The organism is Sphingobacterium siyangense (assembly GCF_023277505.1).
GTDB lineage: Bacteria > Bacteroidota > Bacteroidia > Sphingobacteriales > Sphingobacteriaceae > Sphingobacterium > Sphingobacterium siyangense.
The window spans coordinates 636,026-660,707 of record NZ_CP080574.1; the positions used below are offsets into that span (position 1 = coordinate 636,026).

The following is a 24,682-nucleotide window of genomic DNA, read 5'->3' on the forward strand; positions in this document are numbered from 1 at the left end:
CAATTTTTTATATTCTACTAAGGATAAAATTGTTTTGTTCTTTTCTTTTCATCCATGATTTAGTGTATGCCATGTTTCAATACGCCGTGTAGCATAAAAAATGGGGAATGACTGTTTCTCATTCCCCATTCTTTTAGCTCACCAAAAGTTTGTAACCTTTTCCGTGCACATTGACAATTTCAACTTTACTATCTTCTTTTAGATATTTACGAAGTTTACTGAGAAATACATCCATACTTCTACCTGTAAAGTAGTTGTCATCATGCCATATTTTTAATAAAGCTTCTTCCCGGGTCAGCACATCATTTTTCTTTAAACAAAGCAAGCGTAGTAGTTCCGCTTCTTTGGTGGATAGTTTTTGCATCTGTCCTTTGTAAGAAATTTGCTGACTTGTATAATCAAAGAAATAATCACCAATTTCAAATTTATCAGCAACCACTTCCTCTTCTTTGTCTCGAACACTGCGTTTCAGCAAAGCATTGATGCGGAGCAATAATTCCTCCACTCGAAAAGGCTTTGTGATATAATCATCTCCCCCTAATTCAAAGGCTTCGGTTTTATCTTCCATCATCCCCTTTGCTGTGGCAAAGATAATAGGAACAGTATTGTTTGTTTTTCTGATTTCACGTCCAACTGTAAATCCGTCCTTTTTTGGCATCATGACATCGAAAATACAGAGGTCGTAGTTATTTTTTTTGAATTGAGAAATCGCTTCATCTCCATCTGTGCATAATGTGACGTCAAATTTTCCCTTTAATTCGAGATAGTCTTTTAAAAGATCCCCCAAATTAGGATCATCTTCTGCTAATAATATCTTTTGCATAATGATTATATTAATTTTCACCAATGTCCCTTGATGCTGATAAATCAGCTTTCCTCAACCTTTGAAATTTTTTAAAGAGGAAATATACAAAAAAGGAACGTTTTATTTTTTAATAGGCAAAATTACTTCAAAGGTCGTGCCCTTATCTTTTTCACTTTTAACTGTAATTTTTCCGTTCAGCCTTCTCAGGATGTCCTGGACATAACTTAAGCCAAGACCAAATCCTTTGACATTATGAACATTTCCAGTTGGAATACGGTAGAACTGGTCGAAAATCTTTTGCAGGTGATCCCGACTCATCCCAATACCGTTGTCGGCAATGGTGATAACAATGGTATCACCAACATTTTTGGATTGAATATTCACATGCAGATCTCCTTTGTTGTACTTAATTGCATTATCCAGTAGATTATAAAATACATTTGAAAAATGCAGCTCGTCACCAACAACAACATCTTTCGCCGCCGCTAGATCTATGGAAAATTTTCCGCCGATATTTTGCATCCTTAACTGCATACTGTCGGTAACTGCTGAGACAAGATCATTAATATGCACATCCACCTGGTCTAACTTTAATGTTTCCTTTTCCAATCGGGCTAGGTCAAGCACACGTTCGATGTGATTTCCGAGTCTAACATTTTCGTCGTAGATGATATTAGCCAATTTCTGAACGCGCTTATGGTCGGCATTGATGTCTGGATCTTTAAGTGACTCGCTGGCAATCATAATTGTTGCAACAGGTGTTTTAAACTCATGCGTCATGTTGTTGATGAAATCTGTTTTCATTTCCGAAACTTTCTTTTGTCTGAAGATGATAATCAGTGTATAAGCAAAACAACCCACCAACAAGAAAAGTAGTGCCAGCATAGGTAGTAACAGATAGCCCATATTATCTGCGATTATCGCCTTTTTATTGGGAAAATAGATTGTTAATTTCCCTGGCGCAGCACCGATATCACCTTTAAAAAGTGCGGTCGAGTATTTTGTTGTATTTGTCGGGTTATTTAGAGCGGCTTCGTTTAAAATATTATTTAGTAATATATTGTTTGTACTCCATATTTCAATATTAAAAGGAGCTTTAATATCGCGTTGAGCCAACTCATCTTTGATCAGTTCCTGGACAATGATGACATTCAACCGATCCTTTAACGGACGCTTTGCTAGCTCCATTCCAATAGCAACATCTTCGATGTAATCTGCCTTTTTACCACCGAGCATAGCAACGGAGTCGTAAACGTTGAAACCGGACCAAGAATTCTTTCTGTTTAGCACATCGAGCCTTTTTTCCAAATCAGAGATGGTTTTTGCAAGTTTTGCATTCTCTCTCGGAGGTAAGGTGGCTACCCTGAATTTTGTCTGTTGATTGACCAATGGGTCCATTAGTGGGATAACAAACCGCGTGCTGTCATCTTTCCCATTCACCTGATCATCTACTTTGGACGCATTTAACATGATAAAAGCTTGTACCAGATTATCGTCGGTAAGCTCATTTGAAACAGAAAATTTGATAAATTTCTGGTATTCCGGTCTTTTGATGTATGTTTCGTAAAAAGAATTTTTGATTTCAATTACATTTGGGTATAAAGCACGCAATTGGTCTTCTTGCTCTTTAAAGTTTGAGAAAACAACATGTTGTTTGTTTTTTAATTCTTCAATTCTATACTGTATTTCGAGTTGCTCGGCCAACAGACGTTGTTTGGCCTGTTCCTGCTTGGATTTTTCAATGTTACGTTCCTGTTGAACTTTAGCAAAGTCGACCACCTCCCGTCGTTCAAGCTTTCCGGCAACAGCTGTAATCGCAGCATTGACGGACTCATCAAATAATTGGGATTTTTGACGATATGAATCTCTCAGAAAATAGAATTGCATAGCCAATACCCCAATTAGAGCTAGAGACATCAGTCCAATGATTAATACAATGCTATTTTTCTTCATTAGGGTTGGGTGTTAAATAAATGTATTTTGAATATATCACAAAGTTTATAGCACTCAGTTTATTTACCTTTTGCGTATCCATCCCTTATACCATGTGAGTGGCCATTTAAGGTCCGGTAGCTCATATTTTCTTAAATTGTTACAAATATAAAGATGCTAATGTGTTTTGAAGCTGTTTTAACAATGTTTAACAGCAATCTGTTTAAATATAGGTGCTGTTGTTTGTAAATTAGTGAATAGAAATAAATTATATGCTGAATTGGCCTATTGATAAATTAAATCTACGCAGTTGAGTCTGCTGCTGTAGAAGTGAATAAGCCGAGTATAACGTGTTCATTGGTGAAAATGAGTGCAAATACTCTTTAACAACTATATAAAAATGAAAAGCTACGTATTATTATTGGTATTATCTTCGCTAGGCACGATTGCTTTGGGGCAGGTAAAGGTAAAGCCGCAGATTCCTTTGATGGAGGAAAAAGAATCAAAGATGCCTGTCTTTAAATTGGATTCTTCAGATGAAAAGTATCATATGCCCATTAAGAAGCCAAATCGTGTGGACGGTCTAGCCCCAATGCCGGGAACGGAAAAAATGCCCAAAGGTGATGAGAAAGAAAACAATCTTCCTTTTAGCCGCTTGAATGATTCGCTAAAGGTGAAGGACTTTAAATTAAAAATCGACTCCTTGTATCCAAACAAGCAAAAAAAATAGCGTTCTATCTAGAACGCTATTTTTTTTTGCTTTAATCCTTATTGTCCATTATAGCTGGGAAACACGGATTGTATTTGTTTTGCCTTTTTCGATTAACGGTGTCGAAGCTGTATTGATAATGATAGATCCAGGTTTAACGTAGTTATTTTTTACAATAAATTTGTTAACATCATGGATAGATCCATCCGTGCTTTCGAACTTGTCGTAGATAAAAGTTTTTACTCCCCAAAGTAGGCTGAGTTGTTTCAGCAATTTTTGTGTTCCTGTGAAAACTAAGATATCTACATTTGGTCTATAACTTGTAATTTCAAACGCTGTTGCACCAGATGATGTCAATACCGCAATTGCAGATGCATTTGTTTTTTGAGCAAGGTAAACCGAAGAAGCGCAAATCGCATCCGGAATAAGTGTTCCGTCGTGGATTTCACTAACTTTCTCATTATAATAAGGATAAGAAGTTTGTTCCACGTGGATAATGATTTTGCTCATTGTTTCGATAACGATTTCAGGGAATTCACCGACTGAAGTCTCGCCACTTAACATCACAGCATCCGCTCCATCCAATACGGAGTTGGCTACGTCATTTACTTCAGCACGTGTAGGACGTGGTGTAGTGATCATACTTTCCAACATCTGTGTCGCAATGATCACTGGTTTTGAAAGATCTCTACATTTCTGTACGATGATCTTTTGAAGTCCTGGTACCTCTTCCATTGGAAGCTCAACACCCAAATCTCCACGAGCAACCATAACAGCATCTGTAGCTTCGATAATTGCATCAATATTTTCAATCGCTTCTGGTTTTTCAACTTTTGCGATTACACGTGCATGGCTTCCTTTTGCCTCAATGATTTTTTTACATTGAAAAATATCTTCTGCCGAACGGACGAAAGACATAGCGATCCAGTCTGCACCATGATCCAAGGCAAAATTCAAGTTGTCTAAATCTTCTTCGGTCAACGAAGGGATCGATACTTTAGTATTTGGTAAGTTAACGCCTTTACGTGAAGTAAGGACACCTCCGTGTACAACTTCACAGGTAACAGTGTCTTTATGATTGGTCTCTAAAACACGAAGTTGAAGTTTTCCGTCATCAAGTAAAATGATTTCGTTGGCTTCAACATCGTTAGGAAAGTTTTCGTATGTAATGTAGATTCTGTTTTCGTCTCCGATAAGTTCGTGTGTTGTGATTTCAACTTTTGAACCATTCACGAGAACAGCGCCACCTTCTTTCATTTTTCCGATCCTAATTTTTGGACCTTGTAAATCGGCTAAGATGGCAACATTGAATCCTGTTTCATTATTTATTGCATTTATAGTTTCGATTACCTTAAGGTGATCTTCCTGGCTGCCATGAGAGAAATTCAACCGGCACACATCAACCCCTTTGGCAATCATGTTGGTCAAAACTTGTTTGTCTGCCGAGGCAGGGCCTAATGTTGCGACAATTTTAGTCCTTTTTTGAACTTTTTCCATCTGTTATTTTGTATTTTAAATGTTCTTCATTAATCACAACAAATAGCTAACTATATTGTTGTGTTTTGTCAAAACTAAATCGAATTAATTTAGATCTAAACTGGGGTGTATTTGCTACACTAACCTACAGTTTGCTAAAATATGAGATTTTCTTTAGATTTCAATATTTTTGGCGATATTTCTTTTGCAATGACGACTTCGGGTAATTTGCTGATCCTTTTGATAATATGTTCCACGTCATCCTCACAGATGTAGTTTTTGATAATGATAAAAAAATCAAAGTGGGGGTTTTCGGGAATTAAATAAGTTCCTTCGATGCTCTTATTGTTGATAAGAAAATATTCCGTATCAGCATCGGGGATAAGGTAATGAAAAGCAGTGAAGTGGTAGCTTATTTTTTTCTTTGTGTCAAAGATAATATGATATTCAAGTTCTTCTTCGGGTTTGTTTTTTTGTCGACCATCATGGTCGTATTTACTTTCTTTTCCTCTGGAAAAATTCAGATTAGTCTCCTTGTTGATAAAATGGCAGAGTCGGTAATCTTTCAGAGGACAGGTGATGGCGAGTAGGGTAAAATCCAACTCTTCGTCCATATCCATATCTAATCTTGCTACTAACTTATTGACCACTTTAATGCTTAAATATATGCTCCTCTGCTAACGAAGGTACTAATAAATTTAAGGTTGGAATATACTTTTTGTGTAAAATTTGAGTTAATTAGCTGAGCGTTTGGAATACAAAATATTTTTTGTTATACTTGAACTAAGTTAATATAGAGTGGGTTAGCTAGTATAAGACGCGAATAAGTTCGGTCGCCTAACGTGGTGACTTTCATCTAAATATCAATTTAGGTTTGAATTTTGATGAAATTTATTTTTCTTTGCACAGATTTATTAAACAATTAAACTATAAAATCATGTCAGATATCGCTTCAAGAGTAAAAGCAATTATCGTTGAAAAATTAGGTGTTGACGAAAACGAAGTAACACCAGAAGCTTCATTCACTAATGATTTAGGTGCTGATTCACTTGACACTGTTGAGTTGATCATGGAGTTTGAAAAAGAATTCAACGTTGCTATTCCTGATGATCAAGCAGAGACTATTGGTACTGTTGGTCAAGCAATCGCTTATTTAGAAAAAAACGTTAACTAACTAATTTAATTAGGCTAATCGTAATAAATGGAGCTTAAAAGAGTAGTAGTAACAGGATTAGGCGCCCTTACACCAATTGGAAATACCGTCTCAGCTTACTGGGAGGCGTTAATAAATGGTGTAAGCGGAGCTGCTCCTATTACGCATTTTGATGCGTCAAAATTCAAGACTCAGTTTGCATGTGAGGTAAAGGGGTTTGATCCGCATGAATTTATGGATCGTAAGGAAGCTCGTAAAGTCGATCCTTTTGTCCAGTATGCAATTGCGTCAACAGATGAGGCAATTAAAGATGCTGGCTTAGATTTTGAAAAATTAGATACAAATCGTATCGGAGTAATTTGGGGCTCAGGAATAGGGGGGTTAACAACTTTCACTGAAGAAGTTGCAAACTTTGCAAAAGGAGATGGAACACCTCGTTTCAATCCTTTCTTCATTCCTAAGATGCTCGTTGATATTGCTCCAGGACATATTTCAATGCGTCATGGTCTTCGTGGCCCTAACTTTTCTGCCGTATCGGCTTGTGCCTCGGCTACCAATGCAATGATAGATGCTTTTAACTATATTCGTATGGGCAAAGCTGATGTGATTGTTACGGGTGGATCAGAAGCTACAGTCAATGAGGCTGGAATTGGAGGGTTCAATGCTATGCATGCTTTGTCAACCAGAAATGACGACCCTAAAACAGCCTCACGTCCTTTTGATAAAGATAGAGATGGTTTTGTTTCGGGAGAGGGTTCAGGTGCCTTGATCTTAGAAAGTTTGGAGCATGCCTTAGCACGTGGAGCAAAAATCTATGCAGAGATTGCAGGGGGTGGAATGAGTGCTGATGCGCATCATATCACAGCATCGCATCCTGAAGGATTGGGCGCAAAACTGGCTATGACAATGGCTGTAAATGATGCAGAGATGGATTTTTCAGATATTGATTATATCAATGTTCATGGGACTTCTACACCGGTCGGTGATATTAGTGAAACGAAGGCTATTGTTGACCTGTTTGGTGAACACGCCTATAAATTGAATATCAGTTCAACTAAATCAATGACAGGGCACCTTTTGGGTGCTGCAGGAGCTATAGAAACTATCGCTTCTATATTGGCTGTTCAAAATGATATTGTCCCTCCGACAATCAATCACTTTACAGACGATCCGGAAATTGATAATAACTTGAATTTTACATTCAACAAAGCGCAAAAACGTATAGTTAATGCGGCGTTGAGCAACACATTCGGTTTCGGTGGCCACAATGCTACTGTTATTGTGAAAAAATATAAAGCTTAATGTTTGATCCTTCAAACATGGTTTGATAATATGAGCTAGCGACAGGTTCTTTAACTAGGACTTGTCGCCTTATTTTTAGAAGAGATGCCTTTTGCAAGGATATATAAATTATATTTTTCGCCAGATCGGGAATACGTTAGAAAACTAAAAAACCTGCTTGGATTTGTCCCCGGAAATGTACATCTGTACAAGATGGCTTTTAGACACAAGTCTGTTGCCGTTACAATTAAAGAGGGCGCAAAGAATAGCAACGAACGTTTAGAATTCTTGGGTGATGCTGTTTTGGGTTCGGTTGTGGCTGAGCTGTTATTTAAGAAGTATCCTTATAAAGATGAAGGGTTCCTGACTGAAATGCGCTCAAAAATTGTCAGTAGAGCGAACCTAAATCAACTTTCCAGAAAGTTGGGTTTTAATGAGCTTATCCAGTTTGATGCGCGAATGATCAGTTTTCCGAATAAACAGGGATCCTTATTGGGTGATGCTTTTGAGGCATTGGTAGGGGCAGTCTATCTGGATAGGGGCTATGTTTTTACAAAGAGCTTTTTGTTGAATCGAATTATTAAACCGCACGTCGATATTCATCTATTGGAACAGACGGAAACAAACTTTAAGAGTCGATTGATTGAGTGGTGTCAACATACGGGCAAAGAGATCGTATTTCGGCAAACAGACAACCCAGAAGGGGAGTCTTCTAAAATGTTTAGTATTGAGGCGGTCGTTGATGGCGTTGTTTGTGGACTTGGCCGTGATTTTAATAAGAAATCAGCAGAGAAATCTGCTGCGGAAAAAGCCTGTGAATTCCTTAAAATTCTGGAAGTAGAATAAAGGATTTTGTTAACTTTGCCAAATATGGCAGTAGTAAAACCTTCTTTGGCAAAGGGAACGCGTGATTTTTCGCCTTCCGAAATGATCAAACGTAACTATATTTTCGATACACTGAAAACGGTATTCAGAAAATATGGCTATAATGAAATACAGACCCCTTCATTTGAAAATTTGACAACCCTTACCGGTAAATACGGTGACGAGGGTGATAAATTGATCTTTAAGATTCTTAATTCGGGTGATTACTTGGCGAAAGCGCCAGATAACCTGCTTCACGATAAAAATTCCAATAAGCTCATTCCTCATATATCAGAGAAAGCATTAAGATATGATCTTACGGTGCCGTTTGCACGCTATGTTGTGATGCACCAAAATGATATTACCTTACCATTTAAGCGTTTTCAGGTGCAACCTGTGTGGCGTGCAGATCGTCCGCAGCGCGGAAGATACCGTGAGTTTTATCAATGTGATGTCGACGTGGTCGGGTCAGAAAGTCTATTGAATGAAGCTGAGTTTATTTTGATTTATCAAGAAGCCTTCGAACGTTTTGGACTGAAAGATTTTGATATCAAAATCAACAACCGGAAAATTCTTTCAGGTATTGCTGAAATCATCGGAAAACCGGAACTGATTGTGGATATGACCGTCGCGATCGATAAATTGGATAAAATCGGGTTAGAAGGTGTCAACAAAGAGTTGTTGGAAAGAGGTTTCACCGAGGCAGATCTTGCCATTTTGAAACCTATAATTTTATTGGAAGGCTCGAATGATGAGAAACTGTCTTCCTTAAAAACGATTTTAGCAACTTCTGCTGTCGGTTTAAATGGTATCGCTGAGATTGAGGAAGTGTTTGACTATGTCGGCAAATTAGGTGCTGAAGAAAAATTGCTTAATCAAATCATAGATCTGGATATTACATTGGCTCGAGGCCTCAATTATTATACAGGTTGTATTTTTGAGGTCAAGACGAATGAGGTTGCCATGGGAAGTATCGGTGGCGGTGGTCGCTACGATGATCTCACGGGTATGTTTGGTCTGAAGGGGCTGACCGGAGTCGGTGTTTCCTTTGGTGCGGATCGTATCTATGATGTGTTGGAAGAGCTGGACTTATTTCCTATCGGTAAGGCCGATTCTACCAAACTCCTGATTATAAATTTTGATAAACAACTGGAAAGTTACACCCTGAATTTACTCAATAAGCTTCGGAAGGAAAATATCGCTTCGGAACTCTATGCTTCTCCTGTAAAATTGAAGAAACAAATGGGTTATGCGGATGGGAAAGGAATCCCCTACGTATTATTAGTGGGTGACGAAGAGGCTACTTCAGGGCAATTGTCATTAAAGGACATGGAAAGCGGGGAACAGGTAAAGGTAACTGAAAGTGAGCTGATACAAAAACTTCGATAGCAAACAGTTTGCATAAAATAGATTAAGCCAAATGATTATTAAGTCCTTTGGCTTTTTTATTTTCATAAGTTTTTGATTTATTTGATTGTGCCGTTCATTTATTTGTAATCAAATGCTATATACTTTAAATCAAATGTCTTAGAAGTGTCTTAAAGTATAAATAAAATTGATTTTTGGGCAAGGAAATTCGTCCAAAATTATTAGATTTGTAGTCTAGAATAGTAAGAAAATCAAAACTTTGAAATGAGTTCAACACCTATAACAAAAGAGACATATTTGGAGTGGTATAAGTCTATGTTACTTATGCGTAAGTTTGAAGAAAAAGCAGGTCAACTTTACGGACAGCAAAAGATTCGTGGTTTCTGTCACTTGTACATAGGACAAGAGGCTGTAGTCGCTGGAACGATGTCAGTAATCAAACCGGAAGATTCTTTAATCACTGCTTATCGTGATCACGCCCACGCTTTGGCTAAAGGCGTTTCTGCAAATGCTTGTATGGCTGAATTATATGGAAAGATCACGGGTTGTTCAAAAGGTAAGGGAGGTTCTATGCACTTCTTCTCCAAAGAACACAAATTCATGGGTGGCCATGGTATTGTTGGTGGTCAGATTCCTTTAGGTGCTGGTATCGCATTTGCTGAAAAATATCTTGGTACAGATAATGTAAATATCTGTTATATGGGTGATGGAGCTGTGCGTCAAGGTGCATTCAATGAGACATTGAACATGGCGATGTTGTGGAAACTCCCTGTTATCTTCGTGTGTGAAAACAACGGTTATGCAATGGGTACTTCTGTACAACGTACAACGAACATGCAGGATATTTACAAAATGGGCTTAGGTTTCGATATGCCTTCTGCTCCGGTTGATGGAATGGATGTTGTTGCTGTACACAATGCGATGGACGAAGCTGTTCAACGTGCTCGTGCAGGTGAAGGTCCAACATTCCTAGAAATTCGTACATACCGTTACAAAGGACACTCAATGTCTGATCCAGCTAAATATCGTACGAAAGAAGAACTAGAAGCGTATAAAGACCGTGACCCATTGTTGTCGACTAAACATGCTATTTTAGAAAACAACTATGCAGATGACGCTTGGTTTGCAGAAGTTGAGGCTGATGTGAAAAAGGTCGTTGAGGAGTCGGTGAAATTTGCAGAGGAATCTCCTTATCCAACTGCAGATGAATTGTACAAAGATGTATATGTACAACAAGACTATCCATTTATTTTAGATTAATACTCTTTAACTTGATAATATAATAAAGAATGGCTGAAGTAGTAAGAATGCCGAAAATGAGCGATACAATGACCGAAGGGGTCATCGCGAAATGGCACAAAAAAGTTGGTGATAAAGTAAATTCTGGTGATTTAGTAGCTGAGATTGAAACAGATAAAGCTACGATGGACTTTGAGTCTTACCAAGAAGGAACTCTTTTATATATTGGTCCCAAAGAAGGCGAAGCAGTAGCTATTGATGCTGTTATTGCTGTTTTAGGAGAACCGGGTGAAGATTTTCAAGCATTGTTGAGTGGTGATGCACCTGCTGCTGAAAAAGCACCAGAAAAAACCGAAGAAAAAAAAGCAGAAGAAGTTTCTGGTCCAGAATCTTCGGCTAGTACTGTAACTCCTGAAGAATTGGGATGTACTGTTATTACAATGCCTTTGTTAAGTGATACCATGAAAGAGGGGGTCATTGCGCAATGGAACTTCAAAGTTGGTGATACGATAAAATCTGACGATGCTATTGCTGATGTAGAAACTGATAAAGCGACTATGGAGGTTACAGCTTATGCTGATGGCACCTTGTTATATGTTGGTCTCGAAGCTGGACAAGCTGCAAAGGTAAACGACATCATCGCGATTGTTGGTCCTGCTGGAACTGATATCACACCTTTGTTAAATCAAAAATCTGCACCTGCAAAGGCGGAAACTGCTGAAGCTCCTAAAGCTGATTCAGCTGCTGCTGTAACTGCTGCACCGGTAGCATCGTCTTCAAGTGATGATTCTCGTGTGAAAGCTTCTCCTTTAGCACGTAAAATTGCACAAGAAAAAGGTATCAATTTAAGTGATATCAAAGGTTCTGCAGATGGTGGCCGTATTGTGAAGAAAGATGTTGAATCGTTTGTTCCTGTTGCTGCACAACCTGCGGAGACAAAAGCTGTAGCTGCTCCTGCAACAGAAGCAAAAGCAATCACTTTGCCTACATTTGTTGGTGAAGAGCGCTATACTGAAAAACCAGTTAACCAAATGCGTAAAACTATTGCGCGTCGTCTAGCAGAGTCATTGTTTACAGCTCCACACTTCTATTTGACTGTATCAATTGACATGGACAATGCAATGGCTGCTCGTGCGCAGATCAATGAGGTTGCTCCAGTAAAAGTTTCTTTCAATGATATCGTTGTAAAAGCTGTTGCTGTTGCTTTGAAAAAACATCCTGCTGTAAACTCTTCATGGCAAGGCGATAAAATCCGTTTCAATGAGCATACCAACATTGGTGTTGCAATGGCTGTTGAAGATGGTTTATTAGTTCCTGTTGTGCGTTTTGCAGATGGTAAATCATTGTCACATATCTCTGCAGAGGTGAAAGACTTCGCCCAAAAGGCGAAAGCTAAAAAATTACAGCCTGCGGATTGGGAAGGATCTACATTTACAGTTTCCAACTTAGGTATGTTTGGAATAGACGAATTTACATCCATTATCAACTCACCAGATGGAGCTATTCTTTCTGTTGGTGCTATTCAAGCAGTTCCTGTTGTTAAAAACGGTGCTGTAGTTCCTGGGAATGTAATGAAAGTGACTTTGGGTTGTGATCACCGCGTGGTTGATGGCGCAACTGGAGCTGCATTTTTGCAAACATTGAAATCTTTGGTTGAAAATCCAGTAAGATTATTAGCATAATCCTTTAATAGAGGAATTAAAAGCCACTTTAGTAATAAAGTGGCTTTTTTTATGGCCTTAATTGATTAAGCTCATTCCACAGGAAAGCTTTTTTTACCGATAATTTCTATCGTTATCCGTTTGGTTGAAGGAAGTACAGGTTGTTCAACTCTATAGTGAAAGAGACGCTGTGCGTAAAAAAGGTAACATATACGATGAATAACAATTATTGTAGGGAAAAATTCGTTTTTTTATACTAAAATCTTCATTTTAGCATTATTATCAGTATGCTGGTCCTTCTATTACGAGCTTCAATAATTTGATATTATTTAGGACACAGGAAATAGGGGGTATTTATTGATATACAATACAGAAAACACAAAAATCCGGGAGACTTAGTATAGTGAAATTATTTTTTTTAAAGGGAATGGTCGCTCTTTTGTTTGTATCTACAGTGGCTTGTAGTTCAAAAGAGAAAAAACAGAAGGAAGCAGCGATAGCGCAGGCAAAAGTGGATAGCACAAGGCTCGTCTATAATCCAAATAATGCAGATCAGAAGATCGATGCTTTTATGAAAAATCTTCATTCAAAAGCTGCATTCAATGGGAATGTTCTTGTTGCGAAAGATGGTAAAATCTTATATCAGAATACATTCGGCTGGGCAAATTACTTAAAACGGGATAGTCTAAAAATTGATGACAAATTTGAACTCGCTTCCGTTTCTAAACCGCTTACAGCTGTCGGAATTTTAAAGTTAGTAGAGGCAGGAAAGTTACGTCTCGATCAAACGATCAATGACTTCTATCCGGATTTTCCTTATCCTGGTATTACCATAAAAATGTTATTGACACACCGTTCGGGATTACCTAATTATGTTTATTTTTCCGAGGAACATTGGCCTGATCGTAAGAAAGGAATGACGAATCAGGATGTGATGAAAATGCTGACTGAATTTAAACCCAATCGCTATGGTGCGCCAGGAGGGCGTTTCTTTTACAATAACTCCAACTTTATGGTCTTAGGGGCCATTATTGAAAAGATATCAAAGCAAGATTACGCTACGTATATGAAAGACAGCGTATTTAATGTTGCAGGAATGACAAATACAGCTGCACTTTCTAAGGCAGTGTATGATAAAATTCCGACTAACGTTATTGGACATGACAAGGTATGGCGAAGATCGGTCGTGCAAAATTTTCAGGATGGACCGCTTGGTGACAAAGGAATTTATAGTACGGTGCGTGACCTTTATCGTTTTGATCTTGCTTTGAGAGATGGACGATTGTTAAAGCAGTCAACATTGGATTCGGCATACCGAGGATATCCGGATGCCAAAAAGGGAATTTTTAGCTATGGTTATGGTTGGCGTACGTTTGAGCATGGTAATGATCATATCGTATACCATACAGGTTGGTGGCACGGTTTTAGACATATTTATGTAAGAGATTTAAAGAGAAACATAGTTATTGTTTTACTTTCTAATATGACAAATGGAAGCTTGGTCAAATTGGACGAGCTTTATAAAATCATGGGAATGCCAGTATTGCGTAAAAATGCGTATAGCAACCATGGTGATTTTATCATCGATGAGTAATTTTTGAGCGATGCTACTTTGAGAATTTAGATTATCTTCTTTATCCTATTGTAACGAGAAGGCAAAGAAGATAATCTACATGCCCTGAGTATGCATGCAACAGGTAAACACAAAAGATATAAAAAGGGATGAAAAAAACATTGATTTTAGGTGCTAGTACCAATCCTTCACGTTATTCGAATAAAGCTGCAAATATGTTGCATAAACATGGGCATGCTATCGTTAATATTGGCTTGAATGGAGGGGAAGCCGCCGGAGTTCCTATTGAAAAGAAAGGTGATATCCATACAGATATTGATACTGTGACAATGTATCTTAGTGAGCCTAATCAGAAAGAATATTACGATTATATATTAGCGACGAAGCCAAAACGAATAATATTTAATCCTGGTGCGGAGAATGCAGAATTGGAACAGCTCGCTATGGAGCACGGTATTAAGACAGAAAGAGCCTGTACTCTTGTCTTGTTGAGTACAGGGCAGTTTTAGATTTTGGATTTATGAAGCAATTCAACCGATAGGTACTTCGTGATAAAATAATTTGTCAGACCCACGGTATTGCTGTCGAGATTTAGACTTGACACTTTGATGTCACAATGTTCCTTCAAAATGGCCATGGTATAGGAATTTATGGCTTGTTGTATCGGAATCGTGATCAATTCATTTGCTTTTGCAATTTTTCCACCCAACACGATCAATTCGGGATTGAGTAGCTGTATTAAAGATGCAAATGCTTTTCCTAGGTTTGTTCCTAGTTTTGAAATCTGATTTATTGCAAATTGATCACCCTTGTTTGCCGCTTCAATAATATGTGTCGGTGTTAAATGTTGTAATTCATCGGGTTGTAATTCATTTAATTTAGTCAGCTCTCCTTTTTGGATTTCCTGTTTAGCATTGTTGACCAAAGCAATTCCGGAAGCTACGGTTTCCAAACAGCCTCTTTTCCCACAATAGCAAAGTTCACCGTTGTCGATAAATGGCATATGTCCTACTTCGCCGGAGTAGCCATCACGGCCTAGGTAGACTTCGCCATTGGACACGATTCCTAAACCTATCCCCCAATCCATTAGGATAATTAAACTGTTTTTTGTGTTTTTTGCCAATCCAAATTTCAATTCAGCATAAGCTGCGCCTTTGACGTCATTCAGAATGAAGACCGGTTTTTTATATATGCGCTCAAAATAGTTTGTTATGGATTGATTGTCGTCATGTAAAAAAGTCTCGTTAGTACCTTCTTCAGCATTGATTAGTCCTGGCATGCCAATAATAATCCCTGTTAGGTTCTCAGTATCAACTGATTTATCGATAAGATATTGATCAACGATTTGTGTGATAGCGGCTAGATTTTCTCCATTTCGAGATAATTCATTATCCAGCTCAACAGTTTCAGCAATAATGTTCTGGTTGTTGTCCATTATGCTCAGTGTGATGGAGAAACGTTGGAGTTCAATCGATAGCACCTGAAACAATCCATCACATAGCTTATATAAATTGGGTTTACGTCCACCAATAGATTCTCCTTTGTCAAATTGACGGATAAAATCATCTTCCAGCAATTCTGCAATAAGGCTATTTACCGTAGGCAGGCTTAAATAGAGGTTTTTTACAATGTCATTTACCGATACAGATCCTAATTCGGCTATTAATTTTATAATGGAGATTTTGTTGAACAGATTTTTCTTTTCAGGTTTACTCTCCAATTTTTTGTTAATCAGTAAGTTTACGGCTTTAGTCATAAAACGTCAAATTTTGAAATAGAATCCTCAGGGCTTTAATTTAGCAAAAGTTTTGGAATCATTTGGTTATTTTTCTCACTTGACAAGCAAGTGGGCTAATTAGCAAAAAGGGGATAAGATTCCTTATCCCCTCTCTACGTATAAGTTTAGACTATTTGAGTTTTTTTACTCGAATATCTTTAAAGAATACTTCGGTACCGTGTCCTAGAAACCCGATATGACCAGAGGTTCGTTTAAGCCCAGGATGTTGTTTGCCATCCAGGGTTCCATTTTTGCTTGCCTCGGCGATATCCGCATCCACGATAACCGCGCCATTCAGTGTAACTTTGATGCGATTTCCTTTCACCACGATTTCCTCGGAGTTCCATTCACCTACGGGTTTTAAATGACCTTTTTTGGCAGGAACAACTCCATAAATTGAACCGTGATATTGGTATTGCTTTAAGTCTTTATAAACATCTGCACCATCATCAAGTACCTGGATTTCCATGGCCTCATATGCGGCATCTCCCTCCAGAGGAGCGCGTATTCCCACACCATTGTTGGCACCAGGCGTTAATTTGAAGTCGAAGCGATAAATGAAGTCTGCATATTCTTCTTTTGTGTAAAGGTTTCCACCAAATTTTGCATTTGGATACACCCAGATATAACCTTCGTCGTTGACAACATAAGCTTGGTTTTCTGTCCACTTGTCGAGGTTTGTTCCATCAAAAAGTACTTCAAAACCTTCTTTTTTCTCTTGATCGCTCAATTTAAAGATTTGTTTTCTTGGGAATTCCTTGATAAAAAGATCTCTATAATAAACAACTGAACCATGCGCTTGTAACTCAATTTGTTCGGTAGGGAAAATTGATTGGTTTCTATCCCAATAGTTTTCAAGAGGAATATTATCGGTTACTAACTGTCCATTTAACCAAACTGTGACTTTATCGTCTACCATTTTGATTTTAAATGTATTCCATTCGCCAGTAGCATTGTCGGCAACCTTCAACGGTTTGCTTTCATTTTTCTGGTTGTTATATAATCCGCCAGAGCCAACTTGGGCGCCGACTCTTGTATTCGCAATATCCCAAATTTGTACTTGGGGAGTACCTCTCAAGTAGATACCGGCATCACCTTCTATACCGCCATAGTTTTCCAATTTCCAGTCTACCAGCATTTCAAAATCGCCATATTTCTTTACGGTCGCCAGATTATCGCCTTTACCACTGAAGGCAATTTCACCATTGGATGCTGTCCAACCTTTGCGCATGATATCGTCGGCTTTAGCTTGTTCTGCTGCTAAAGTTTTCTCGTTCATTTTACTGCGTTTGATCGGATCTGCTACCAAACCTTTCCAGCCACTTAGGTCTTTACCATTGAACATCGAAACATAACCTTCTTTGATCGGCATTTCAGCGAGATAGCGAACAACAGCTTCCTTAAGGTATCCACTTTCACTACCCGACAATTTACCGATTACCTGTTCAAGAACCTCTCTAACCTTTTTGCCATAGAACTTGTTGTCCATCGCAATGTTCATCGCTACATTGGCCGCAGTTCCGCCAAGTTGCGCGTCGCTCATTAAATCAGCGGCAAAAACTAAAGACTGGTATGTTCCTGTAGGTTGTAACGCAGATAATGCTGCTTTTTTCTGATCTGTGGTTTTGGCGACGTTGAATGCATCTCTTAATAACAAAGTTTTCTGTTCAGGCGTATTCGAAGAAGAAGAAATTGATTTAATTAATCCTCTGTATACCGTATTGAAAAGATTATCGTCTTTTTCTGTTCGGGAAAGAGATACCAATTCTGGCAGTGCGTTGGAGGTAGACCAGCTAGCCAAAGACTCAATTGCTGCGGACCGTAGACCTGTATTATTGTTGTTAAGGTATGCAGTTACAGCTTTCAATGACTGGGCGTCACCAAGCCCAGCAAAAACAGGGAAATACTTAGCGGTATTAGGCGCTGCAGACTTCGATATATTAGCTGCTAGTTTTTCTGTTAATCCCTTTGAATTTGTGCTTGACTGAACCACATTGACAATGGCACGTTGCAATAGCACGGCAGATTTATTGTCTGTTGTATTGTTTAACCTACCGAATAGTTCTTCTAAGTCCGATTCCTGAGCGACATTTGGGAGTGCTTTGTTGATCGCTTCTTCGACAGCAGGGTTTGCACTCTTTATGGCTAATACAGCTTTGGATGATGCATTGTTGGAACGTTTACTTAAAATATCCAGCAATTGAATCTTTTTGTCGTCGTCTACAGTGGCAAGTGCATTGTTGACATCAGTAACGACATTTGCATCTTTCGATGAAAGGATCAATGCTTTTACCGAATTGTTAAATTGTTGATCAGCGTTGAGCGCCTGGATTAAGGTATTGGTTTCTTTACCCTGAGATAGTGTATTTAGTGCACTTAATCCAGCTAATTTAGTTACGGGAGACTGTGTTTTATTTACTAATGCCTGGATTAGTTTTAAGCTGCTTGCCGAACCATTGTGGGCTAAGTAGTTCAATACACTTTCTTGCACTTCAGGAGTACCCTTGCTTGCTAAAGCAAGCAAGCTTTTTGCGTCGGCGCCTTTTCCGTATTTTCCGAGTAATTGTAATGCAATGTTACGGTAAGCACCATTATCGCTCTTAACAGCTGCTAACAAGTTCTTTTGTTGTTTCGCTGGGTCGATGGTTGTCAATAATTTAAGCGATGCAATTTGGCCGTTGATCGATTTTACTTTTTGAGATTCCTGAAAAAACTTGTTTAGGAACTTAACCGCATCTTGGTCGTGTTTATTGTCGATCAATGCTTGAGCATAGTCAATACCAAGTCCTACTGCATCCAATTTGTCATAGCTATAACCGGCAGCATTTAGTTTTTCCTGGAATAGCGATTCTGAGGCTGTGCCCCCGATTTTGCTCAGCGCGATTAATGCTGTTCGTTGGAAACCATCCGAATTATATTTTTGCGTTAATCCTAAAATGGCACTTTCAGCATTTTTATCTTTTAGATCTCCGAGTGCTGTAACCAGGGCAATGGCAGTTTTCTCTGTTGTGGATGCTGCTAAAGCTTTTTCTAAGGCTGCTGTCGATTCAGGGGTGCGAATAGATACTAGGGTTCTCGCTGCTGCATCGGCAAGATAATCGTTTGTCAAACAATTAGCGACAGCTGGTATAACTGTATTATCGGCGCATTGACGTAACAGGCGTAGAGCAAAGACCTGATTAGTTGGTTCACTCAATTGCGTTATGGATTTTGCCAATCCTTCAACAAACACTCTTTTCTGCTGTTCTTTGCCTGGTTGGTTTACGTAAAACGAATAGCTGTTTGCCGCAAATTCTATCGGAGCATTGTTGCTACCTGGTGCTTTAAGTCCTTTGAGGAAGGTAACGACGTCATCAGAAGAAAAACCTTCCAGCTCATGCATGGCAAGTAAAAACTTTTCTTTTTCTTCGGCAGGCTGTTGTGCCAATACGTCTGCTATTTTAGTTGCAGTCGTTCTATTTTGTGGTTGCTGAGCGTAGGTTGCACTAGATATAAGAAGCAATACGGTCAGCGAATTGAATATTCTTTTCATTAGGATATCTTTTTAAATAGACCAAGGGCCTCTCATTGGTTGGTGAATTAATCTATTTGCGGCGTCGTCATTAATAAATAGCTCATTTTGGGAGTCATATTTTAGTGATCTGTTCAGTCGCAATGCTGCTAATCCCATGTTGACCAAGGTACAAGAACGGTGTCCATTGATTTCATTCAGCGCAAACTTTTCTCTTGTGCGAACGGATTCCAAGAAGTCAGTAATCTGTGGTGCCGGTTCAGGGTACTGTGCAAGTTTTCTTTCCAAATCCGGTATATCTGATTGGAATCCTCGATATAATTTACCTTTTGGACCTTCAATATAGGCTGCCTTTTCATCTTTCGCCTCACCGTCTAAAATGATCTGACAACCATCGGCATAGGTAAATGTAATTCGTCTCCATGTGCCCACTGCATCCGGATGTTGCTGCGGAGCATCAACGTCGACGGAAATCGGGCTTTCGTTGTCTTTACCTAAGAAGTATTGAACAGGATCCATATAATGTTGCCCCATATCTCCTAGACCGCCACCATCATAATCCCAATATCCTCTAAAAGTAGTATGTACGCGGTGTTTATTGTAAGGCTTGTATGGCGCCGGACCTAACCAAAAATCGTAGTCAAGTTCAGCCGGTACTTTCTCCTCTGGTAAATTTTCTTTTCCTACCCAATAGAACTTCCAGTCAAAGCCGGTATGTTTGCTTATCGTAACTTTCAAAGGCCAACCTAACATGCCAGTATCAACTAATTTTTTGATTTTGCTTACTGGAACATTCATTCCATAAAAGTCATCCTTGAAACGAAACCAGGTATTTAAACGGAAGATATTGCCATGTTGTGCAATGGCTTCTTTCACTTTTTTACCTTCACCGATAGTACGTGTCATTGGTTTTTCACACCAGATATCTTTTCCTGCTTTTGCCGCTTCAATGGACATCAGTCCATGCCAATGTGGCGGAGTAGCAATATGCACAATATCTACTTCCGGAGATTTAATCAACTCCCTAAAGTCATGGTATTCCTTCACACCACCGCCTAAGTCTTCTTGTGCTGCCGCTAGATGGGTTTTGTCTACATCACAAATGGCTACTGTTTTAGTTCCGGCGTAGCCAAAGTGTCCACGGCCCATATTGCCGACACCAATTACACCTTTGGTTAGATGGTCGCTCGGAGCAAGATAGCCCTGTCCTCCGAGTACAAAGCGTGGTACAATAGAAAATGCCGCAGCACCGACCACGGATTTTTTTATGAAATCACGCCTTGATGAATTCTGTTCTTTCATTTTGGTTGGATTAGTTGTTTTATAATTGATCCACTATTAGGCTGTTAAAAATAACGGCATTGGATATTTAATCTTAAAAATAGATAAAAAACTGATAAATGTAAACTGATAACTAAAATTTTACGTATTGTTTATTTGTGTTTTGTTAAAAAATAACAAAAGAATACTGCTGAATTCATTTCTTTCATATATAGCTACCCCATTATTGCGTATGCTGTGTTGTTTTGTCTACTAAATTGTTACATTTCAGAGAGGTAGCTATTCGATGTGATGGACAGAGAAGAGCTTGAATCTAGGTTTTCCTCAATCGTTTTCGTAAAAGAGGCTTGATTTCAGGAGAATAATCCAGCATCTTTATGGTCGCTCTGATAGCATTAAATCCTAATGATGAATCTAAGAATACTGTTTTTACTCGTTTGTATCCTATGCCAGCCATTTGGAGGATCAGCTCAATTTAGAATTCCAGTGTTGGGCCATACGATTTATGAAGGTGTGTTTACTGGCAATGGTCTCCTGGGAACGATGACTTACTTAGCCGGTAAGAATTCGATGCGTGTGGATATTGGAAGAACTGATATTTATGATCATCGAGCGAATTCGGCCGATAAATTGTTTGATCAGGCGCGTATGTCGTTAGGTCATTTTGAAATAGAATTTGAAAGCCCTATTGTGCAGGCACAAGGAGAAATTCATTTAAAAGATGCCTATGCTGAGGCGAAAGTCGGCACAGACCAAGGGATGGTGAGAATTCGGACGACCACCTTATCAAATGACAACATTATTTTGCTAGAGGTATTTAAAAAAGATTTTAACGGGAATTACCATCTTACATGGAAACCCGACGAAGCCATCAGTCCAAGGATGGGATTCAGCTATACGCAAAAACCGAAAAACTATCCGACAAATCCAAAAGGAAGTTTTGGCGCGCAAGGCGAAACAAAATATTTTGATCAGCCTCTCCTAGCCGGGGGAGGGTATGTGACGGCTTATTGTGGTAGATCCGGCAAAGAAGTGGATACCTATTTAATTACCGTAGATTATAACCAGCAGGGAACCGCTTATGTCAAAAAGGCGATCAATTATGTTCAGAATTTTAATGAACAAAAGTTAACGAAGGGACTGGCATCCCATCGCAAGTGGTGGACAGACTATTTTGCAGCATCTACACTGGAGCTGCCAGATACGGTTTACCAGCAGTTTTATGATATGCAATTGTATAAACTTGCCAGTGCAACAAGGTCAGATAAGCCCGCTATGGATTTACAGGGGCCCTGGACAAGTCCAACTCCGTGGCCAGCGTACTGGCTTAATCTTAATATGCAACTTGCTTATTCCCCTGTTTTCAAAGCGAACCAGCTCGGTATTGCAAGCTCGTTGATCCAGATGATTGATCGGAATAAAGATAATTTAAGACAAAATGTTCCCGAGCCTTATCGCTATAACAGTTTGGCTGTAGGTCGCTCCTCGGGGCCAAGTTTATGGAGTCCTGTTCTTCTGGCAAAAAATGTCACACTTGATGGGGCATCCGATGGTGAAAAAGAATTGGGAAATCTTGTATGGCTGTTGCATAGTTATTATCAATATTATCGAGCGACACTGTCGCAGGAAATATATGATCGCTTATTTCCGCTACTGAAGGAAGCGATAAATTATCATTTGCACTTATTGGAAAAAAATCAAGCAGGAAAATACCATATCGGTGTGAAAACCTATTCGCCAGAATATTCAAAAGGGTATGCTTATGATACAAATTATGATCTTTCTATTTTCAAATGGGGGCTCAAGACGCTTATAGAGCTGGATCAAGAAAGAGGCGGCAAAGATAAACTTCATGCTGTCTGGACAGATGTATTGGCCAACATGATTGATTATCCACAAGATGTCGATGGCTTTATGATCGCAAAAGACCTTCCCTATGGCGAGTCGCATCGTCACTATTCGCATCTAATGATGATTTATCCTTTTTACGATATAAATTGGGATCAGGTAAATAATCAAGCTCTTATTGAGCGCTCTATTGCACATTGGCAGAGCAAAAAGCAATGGTTGCAGGGCTATTCATTTACAGGTGCTGCCTCTATGTATGCCATGATGGGGAGAGGAGATTCGGCTTTGGCTTCGCTGGATGTGCTATTGCAGAAATATATTAAAGCCAATACGCTATATGCTGAAAGCGGTCCGGTGATAGAAACCCCACTGGCAGCGATGGCCAGTATTCAAGAATTGTGTATGCAGTATTGGAATGGTGTATTACGCGTGTTTCCTGCTATTCCTCATAAATGGAAGGATGTTTCCTTTACCAATTTTTTGACAGATGGTGGAAATCTCGTATCAGCAGAGCGAAAAAATGGAAAAACGGCCAACATCCGGATCAAAAGTCAATATGGAGGTCGTCTACGTTTAAAATCCGATATCGGAATACCAGAAATAAAGATACAGGGAAAAGGTACGTTTGATATAAGGAGAGATGGAACAATTGATCTGAAGCTTGATAAGGGAGCAATCGCTTTGATTAATGTACATTGATAAAAGGTAAGTTAAAGAAATTACGTTGAAACTGGATATTCAAGCTCCTTGAGCCAATTGCTTAAAATTCCTCAATCAATTGAAATAAAGAAAGCATATTATTTAGGTATAAAATTGAAGCGCTAATGCGCTGATCAAATAAAAATATAAGAATAGAAAATAATGAAATTAAAACAACTTTCCGTGTTATTATTGACCGTTTTGGGTACTTCGACTGTCGTTCAGGCGCAAACGGCAAAACCGAATCTATCCAAGGCGTTTATTCAGCAGCAGCTAGATGCTGCAGCGAAGCAAATAAAAGTCCTGGCGAGCGAAACTCCGGCAGAAAAGTTTCCAAAAACTTTCGAAAATGGCAAAGAGGTATTTTCTTCGTCGAGCTGGTGGTGTTCGGGGTTTTATCCAGGGACATTGTTGTATTTATATGAAGGTACCAAAGATGAAGGGCTGTTAAAGAAAGCAACCGAGAAATTGACCTATCTAGAAAAAGAAAAGAACAACAAGGGTACACATGATTTAGGGTTTATGTTATTCTGTAGTTTTGGAAACGCATTGCGTCTCACGGGTGATAACCAAAAGTATGGACCAGTACTCAGCACCGGCGCCAATTCCTTAGCATCTCGCTATAGTCCAACTACCAAAACGATTCGTTCTTGGGATCACGGATCATGGCAGTATCCGGTTATAATCGATAATATGATGAACCTGGAGTTTTTGACACAGGTGTCTAAAATGACTGGAGATAAAAAATTTTATGATATTGCGGTATCTCATGCTGAAACAACCTTGAAAAATCACTTCAGAAAAGATTATAGCTCATACCATGTGATCGATTATGATAAAAACACAGGTAAGGCGATTGGTAAAAAGACCCATCAGGGCGCATTTGATGAATCGGCATGGTCAAGAGGACAAGGATGGGCGCTGTATGGTTATACCATGATGTACCGCGAGACAAAGAAGAAAGAATTTTTGAAGCAGGCCCAGCAAATCGCAAATTATATCCTAAGCAATCCGAATTTGCCTGCTGATCTGGTTCCTTACTGGGATTTTGATAAAGATAAAATTGCGCAGTCAGATAAAATGTATCCGAATAAGGATCTGCGGGATGTATCTGCGGCGGCATTATATGCGTCTGCTTTGTTAGAGCTCTCACAATACACAAAGGGAAGTGAAGCTTTGAATTATTTTGATAAAGCAGAAACGATTCTTAAGAACCTGTCGAAGGCACCTTATCTGGCACCTTATGGTCAAAATGGTGGGTATATCTTACAACACAGTGTTGGAGCGCTGCCATTAAATTCGGAAATCGATGTGCCGTTGACCTATGCCGATTACTATTATGTGGAGGCCTTGGTTCGTTATCAGCGCCTATTGTCCGGAGAACCTATGATCAAAGAGATCGCTAAATAAGGTTGTCAACAGTTAAAAGCTTATTTTAGTGGGATCGGATCGTTTAAAAAATGATTTGTTTTAAGTAAGGCTCAAACTTGATTAAAAACGTAGTT

18 protein-coding genes are annotated in these 24,682 nt (G+C 39.0%); 11 read left to right on the plus strand and 7 right to left on the minus strand.

From position 1 onward, the window contains the following. Window positions 1–133 precede the first annotated feature (133 nt). A complete protein-coding gene (locus tag K2F45_RS02540) occupies window positions 134–823 on the minus strand; it encodes a response regulator transcription factor (protein ID WP_172840643.1) in 690 nt (229 codons plus the stop codon). Between the two features lie 102 nt (window positions 824–925). Next, complete coding sequence (locus K2F45_RS02545; protein ID WP_075990853.1) at window positions 926–2,758, minus strand: sensor histidine kinase; 1,833 nt, start codon at window positions 2,756–2,758, stop codon at window positions 926–928. Between the two features lie 379 nt (window positions 2,759–3,137). Here K2F45_RS02545 and K2F45_RS02550 point away from each other — a divergent pair, with 379 nt between their 5' ends. Then, entirely contained in the window at window positions 3,138–3,467 is a 330-nt protein-coding gene (locus K2F45_RS02550; protein WP_075990854.1) for a hypothetical protein, read from the plus strand. Window positions 3,468–3,515: 48 nt separating this feature from the next. Here the strand turns inward: K2F45_RS02550 and pyk are convergent, their stop codons facing one another. Together pyk and K2F45_RS02560 are read right to left on the minus strand one after the other, a co-directional pair. Further along, a complete protein-coding gene (pyk, locus tag K2F45_RS02555; protein ID WP_075990855.1) occupies window positions 3,516–4,943 on the minus strand; it encodes a pyruvate kinase in 1,428 nt (475 codons plus the stop codon). 134 nt (window positions 4,944–5,077) lie between these two features. Then, complete coding sequence (locus K2F45_RS02560; protein WP_236590175.1) at window positions 5,078–5,572, minus strand: IPExxxVDY family protein; 495 nt, start codon at window positions 5,570–5,572, stop codon at window positions 5,078–5,080. Window positions 5,573–5,859: 287 nt separating this feature from the next. Here K2F45_RS02560 and K2F45_RS02565 point away from each other — a divergent pair, with 287 nt between their 5' ends. From K2F45_RS02565 to K2F45_RS02600, 8 genes are all read left to right on the plus strand, one after another. Continuing rightward, the gene (locus tag K2F45_RS02565; RefSeq protein ID WP_028070665.1) at window positions 5,860–6,096 is read left to right on the plus strand and encodes an acyl carrier protein; all 237 of its coding nucleotides are present in this window, start codon (window positions 5,860–5,862) and stop codon (window positions 6,094–6,096) included. A 27-nt stretch (window positions 6,097–6,123) separates the two neighbouring features. Continuing rightward, the gene (gene fabF, locus K2F45_RS02570) at window positions 6,124–7,377 is read left to right on the plus strand and encodes a beta-ketoacyl-ACP synthase II (RefSeq protein WP_046674847.1); all 1,254 of its coding nucleotides are present in this window, start codon (window positions 6,124–6,126) and stop codon (window positions 7,375–7,377) included. Window positions 7,378–7,461: 84 nt separating this feature from the next. Next, entirely contained in the window at window positions 7,462–8,202 is a 741-nt protein-coding gene (gene rnc / locus K2F45_RS02575; RefSeq protein ID WP_075990857.1) for a ribonuclease III, read from the plus strand. A gap of 24 nt (window positions 8,203–8,226) precedes the next feature. Beyond that, on the plus strand, window positions 8,227–9,609 hold the full coding sequence (gene hisS / locus K2F45_RS02580) for a histidine--tRNA ligase (protein ID WP_248932982.1): 1,383 nt from the start codon (window positions 8,227–8,229) through the stop codon (window positions 9,607–9,609). Between the two features lie 243 nt (window positions 9,610–9,852). After that, complete coding sequence (gene pdhA, locus K2F45_RS02585; protein ID WP_046674850.1) at window positions 9,853–10,848, plus strand: pyruvate dehydrogenase (acetyl-transferring) E1 component subunit alpha; 996 nt, start codon at window positions 9,853–9,855, stop codon at window positions 10,846–10,848. Between the two features lie 29 nt (window positions 10,849–10,877). Then, window positions 10,878–12,509 (plus strand): pyruvate dehydrogenase complex dihydrolipoamide acetyltransferase, encoded by a 1,632-nt coding sequence (locus K2F45_RS02590; RefSeq protein ID WP_088160075.1) that lies wholly within the window; start codon window positions 10,878–10,880, stop codon window positions 12,507–12,509. Window positions 12,510–12,891: 382 nt separating this feature from the next. Then, a complete protein-coding gene (locus tag K2F45_RS02595) occupies window positions 12,892–14,082 on the plus strand; it encodes a serine hydrolase domain-containing protein (protein ID WP_075990859.1) in 1,191 nt (396 codons plus the stop codon). A gap of 128 nt (window positions 14,083–14,210) precedes the next feature. Next, window positions 14,211–14,570 carry a CoA-binding protein gene (locus K2F45_RS02600; protein WP_075990860.1) on the plus strand — a complete coding sequence of 120 codons (360 nt, stop codon included), beginning with the start codon at window positions 14,211–14,213 and terminating at the stop codon, window positions 14,568–14,570. Here K2F45_RS02600 and K2F45_RS02605 read toward each other — a convergent pair. The 3 genes from K2F45_RS02605 to K2F45_RS02615 form a co-directional block, all read right to left on the minus strand. Next, the gene (locus K2F45_RS02605; RefSeq protein ID WP_075990861.1) at window positions 14,567–15,817 is read right to left on the minus strand and encodes an ROK family transcriptional regulator; all 1,251 of its coding nucleotides are present in this window, start codon (window positions 15,815–15,817) and stop codon (window positions 14,567–14,569) included. The two genes, K2F45_RS02600 and K2F45_RS02605, sit on opposite strands and share 4 nt — an antisense overlap. A 151-nt stretch (window positions 15,818–15,968) precedes the next feature. Next, a complete protein-coding gene (locus K2F45_RS02610) occupies window positions 15,969–19,370 on the minus strand; it encodes a DUF1080 domain-containing protein (protein ID WP_075990862.1) in 3,402 nt (1,133 codons plus the stop codon). A gap of 12 nt (window positions 19,371–19,382) precedes the next feature. Further along, entirely contained in the window at window positions 19,383–20,651 is a 1,269-nt protein-coding gene (locus K2F45_RS02615) for a Gfo/Idh/MocA family oxidoreductase (RefSeq protein ID WP_075990863.1), read from the minus strand. A 384-nt stretch (window positions 20,652–21,035) separates the two neighbouring features. Here K2F45_RS02615 and K2F45_RS02620 point away from each other — a divergent pair, with 384 nt between their 5' ends. Both K2F45_RS02620 and K2F45_RS02625 read left to right on the plus strand, forming a co-directional pair. Beyond that, window positions 21,036–23,177, plus strand: a complete 2,142-nt coding sequence (locus tag K2F45_RS02620; RefSeq protein ID WP_157625878.1) for a glycosyl hydrolase family 95 catalytic domain-containing protein — start codon at window positions 21,036–21,038, stop codon at window positions 23,175–23,177. 162 nt (window positions 23,178–23,339) lie between these two features. Next, window positions 23,340–24,587, plus strand: a complete 1,248-nt coding sequence (locus K2F45_RS02625; RefSeq protein ID WP_075990865.1) for a glycoside hydrolase family 88 protein — start codon at window positions 23,340–23,342, stop codon at window positions 24,585–24,587. Window positions 24,588–24,682: the final 95 nt, after the last annotated feature.

Bases quoted from the DNA above. Each gene is read 5' to 3' on its own strand.
- K2F45_RS02550 (WP_075990854.1), top strand. From the start codon at position 3,138: ATGAAAAGCTACGTATTATTATTGGTATTATCTTCGCTAGGCACGATT.
- K2F45_RS02625 (WP_075990865.1), top strand. From the start codon at position 23,340: ATGAAATTAAAACAACTTTCCGTGTTATTATTGACCGTTTTGGGTACT.
- K2F45_RS02600 (WP_075990860.1), top strand. From the start codon at position 14,211: ATGAAAAAAACATTGATTTTAGGTGCTAGTACCAATCCTTCACGTTAT.
- K2F45_RS02545 (WP_075990853.1), bottom strand. From the start codon at position 2,758: ATGAAGAAAAATAGCATTGTATTAATCATTGGACTGATGTCTCTAGCT.
- rnc (WP_075990857.1), top strand. From the start codon at position 7,462: ATGCCTTTTGCAAGGATATATAAATTATATTTTTCGCCAGATCGGGAA.
- K2F45_RS02590 (WP_088160075.1), top strand. From the start codon at position 10,878: ATGGCTGAAGTAGTAAGAATGCCGAAAATGAGCGATACAATGACCGAA.
- pyk (WP_075990855.1), bottom strand. From the start codon at position 4,943: ATGGAAAAAGTTCAAAAAAGGACTAAAATTGTCGCAACATTAGGCCCT.
- fabF (WP_046674847.1), top strand. From the start codon at position 6,124: ATGGAGCTTAAAAGAGTAGTAGTAACAGGATTAGGCGCCCTTACACCA.
- K2F45_RS02540 (WP_172840643.1), bottom strand. From the start codon at position 823: ATGCAAAAGATATTATTAGCAGAAGATGATCCTAATTTGGGGGATCTT.
- K2F45_RS02620 (WP_157625878.1), top strand. From the start codon at position 21,036: ATGATGAATCTAAGAATACTGTTTTTACTCGTTTGTATCCTATGCCAG.
- K2F45_RS02565 (WP_028070665.1), top strand. From the start codon at position 5,860: ATGTCAGATATCGCTTCAAGAGTAAAAGCAATTATCGTTGAAAAATTA.
- K2F45_RS02605 (WP_075990861.1), bottom strand. From the start codon at position 15,817: ATGACTAAAGCCGTAAACTTACTGATTAACAAAAAATTGGAGAGTAAA.
- K2F45_RS02615 (WP_075990863.1), bottom strand. From the start codon at position 20,651: ATGAAAGAACAGAATTCATCAAGGCGTGATTTCATAAAAAAATCCGTG.
- hisS (WP_248932982.1), top strand. From the start codon at position 8,227: ATGGCAGTAGTAAAACCTTCTTTGGCAAAGGGAACGCGTGATTTTTCG.
- K2F45_RS02610 (WP_075990862.1), bottom strand. From the start codon at position 19,370: ATGAAAAGAATATTCAATTCGCTGACCGTATTGCTTCTTATATCTAGT.
- pdhA (WP_046674850.1), top strand. From the start codon at position 9,853: ATGAGTTCAACACCTATAACAAAAGAGACATATTTGGAGTGGTATAAG.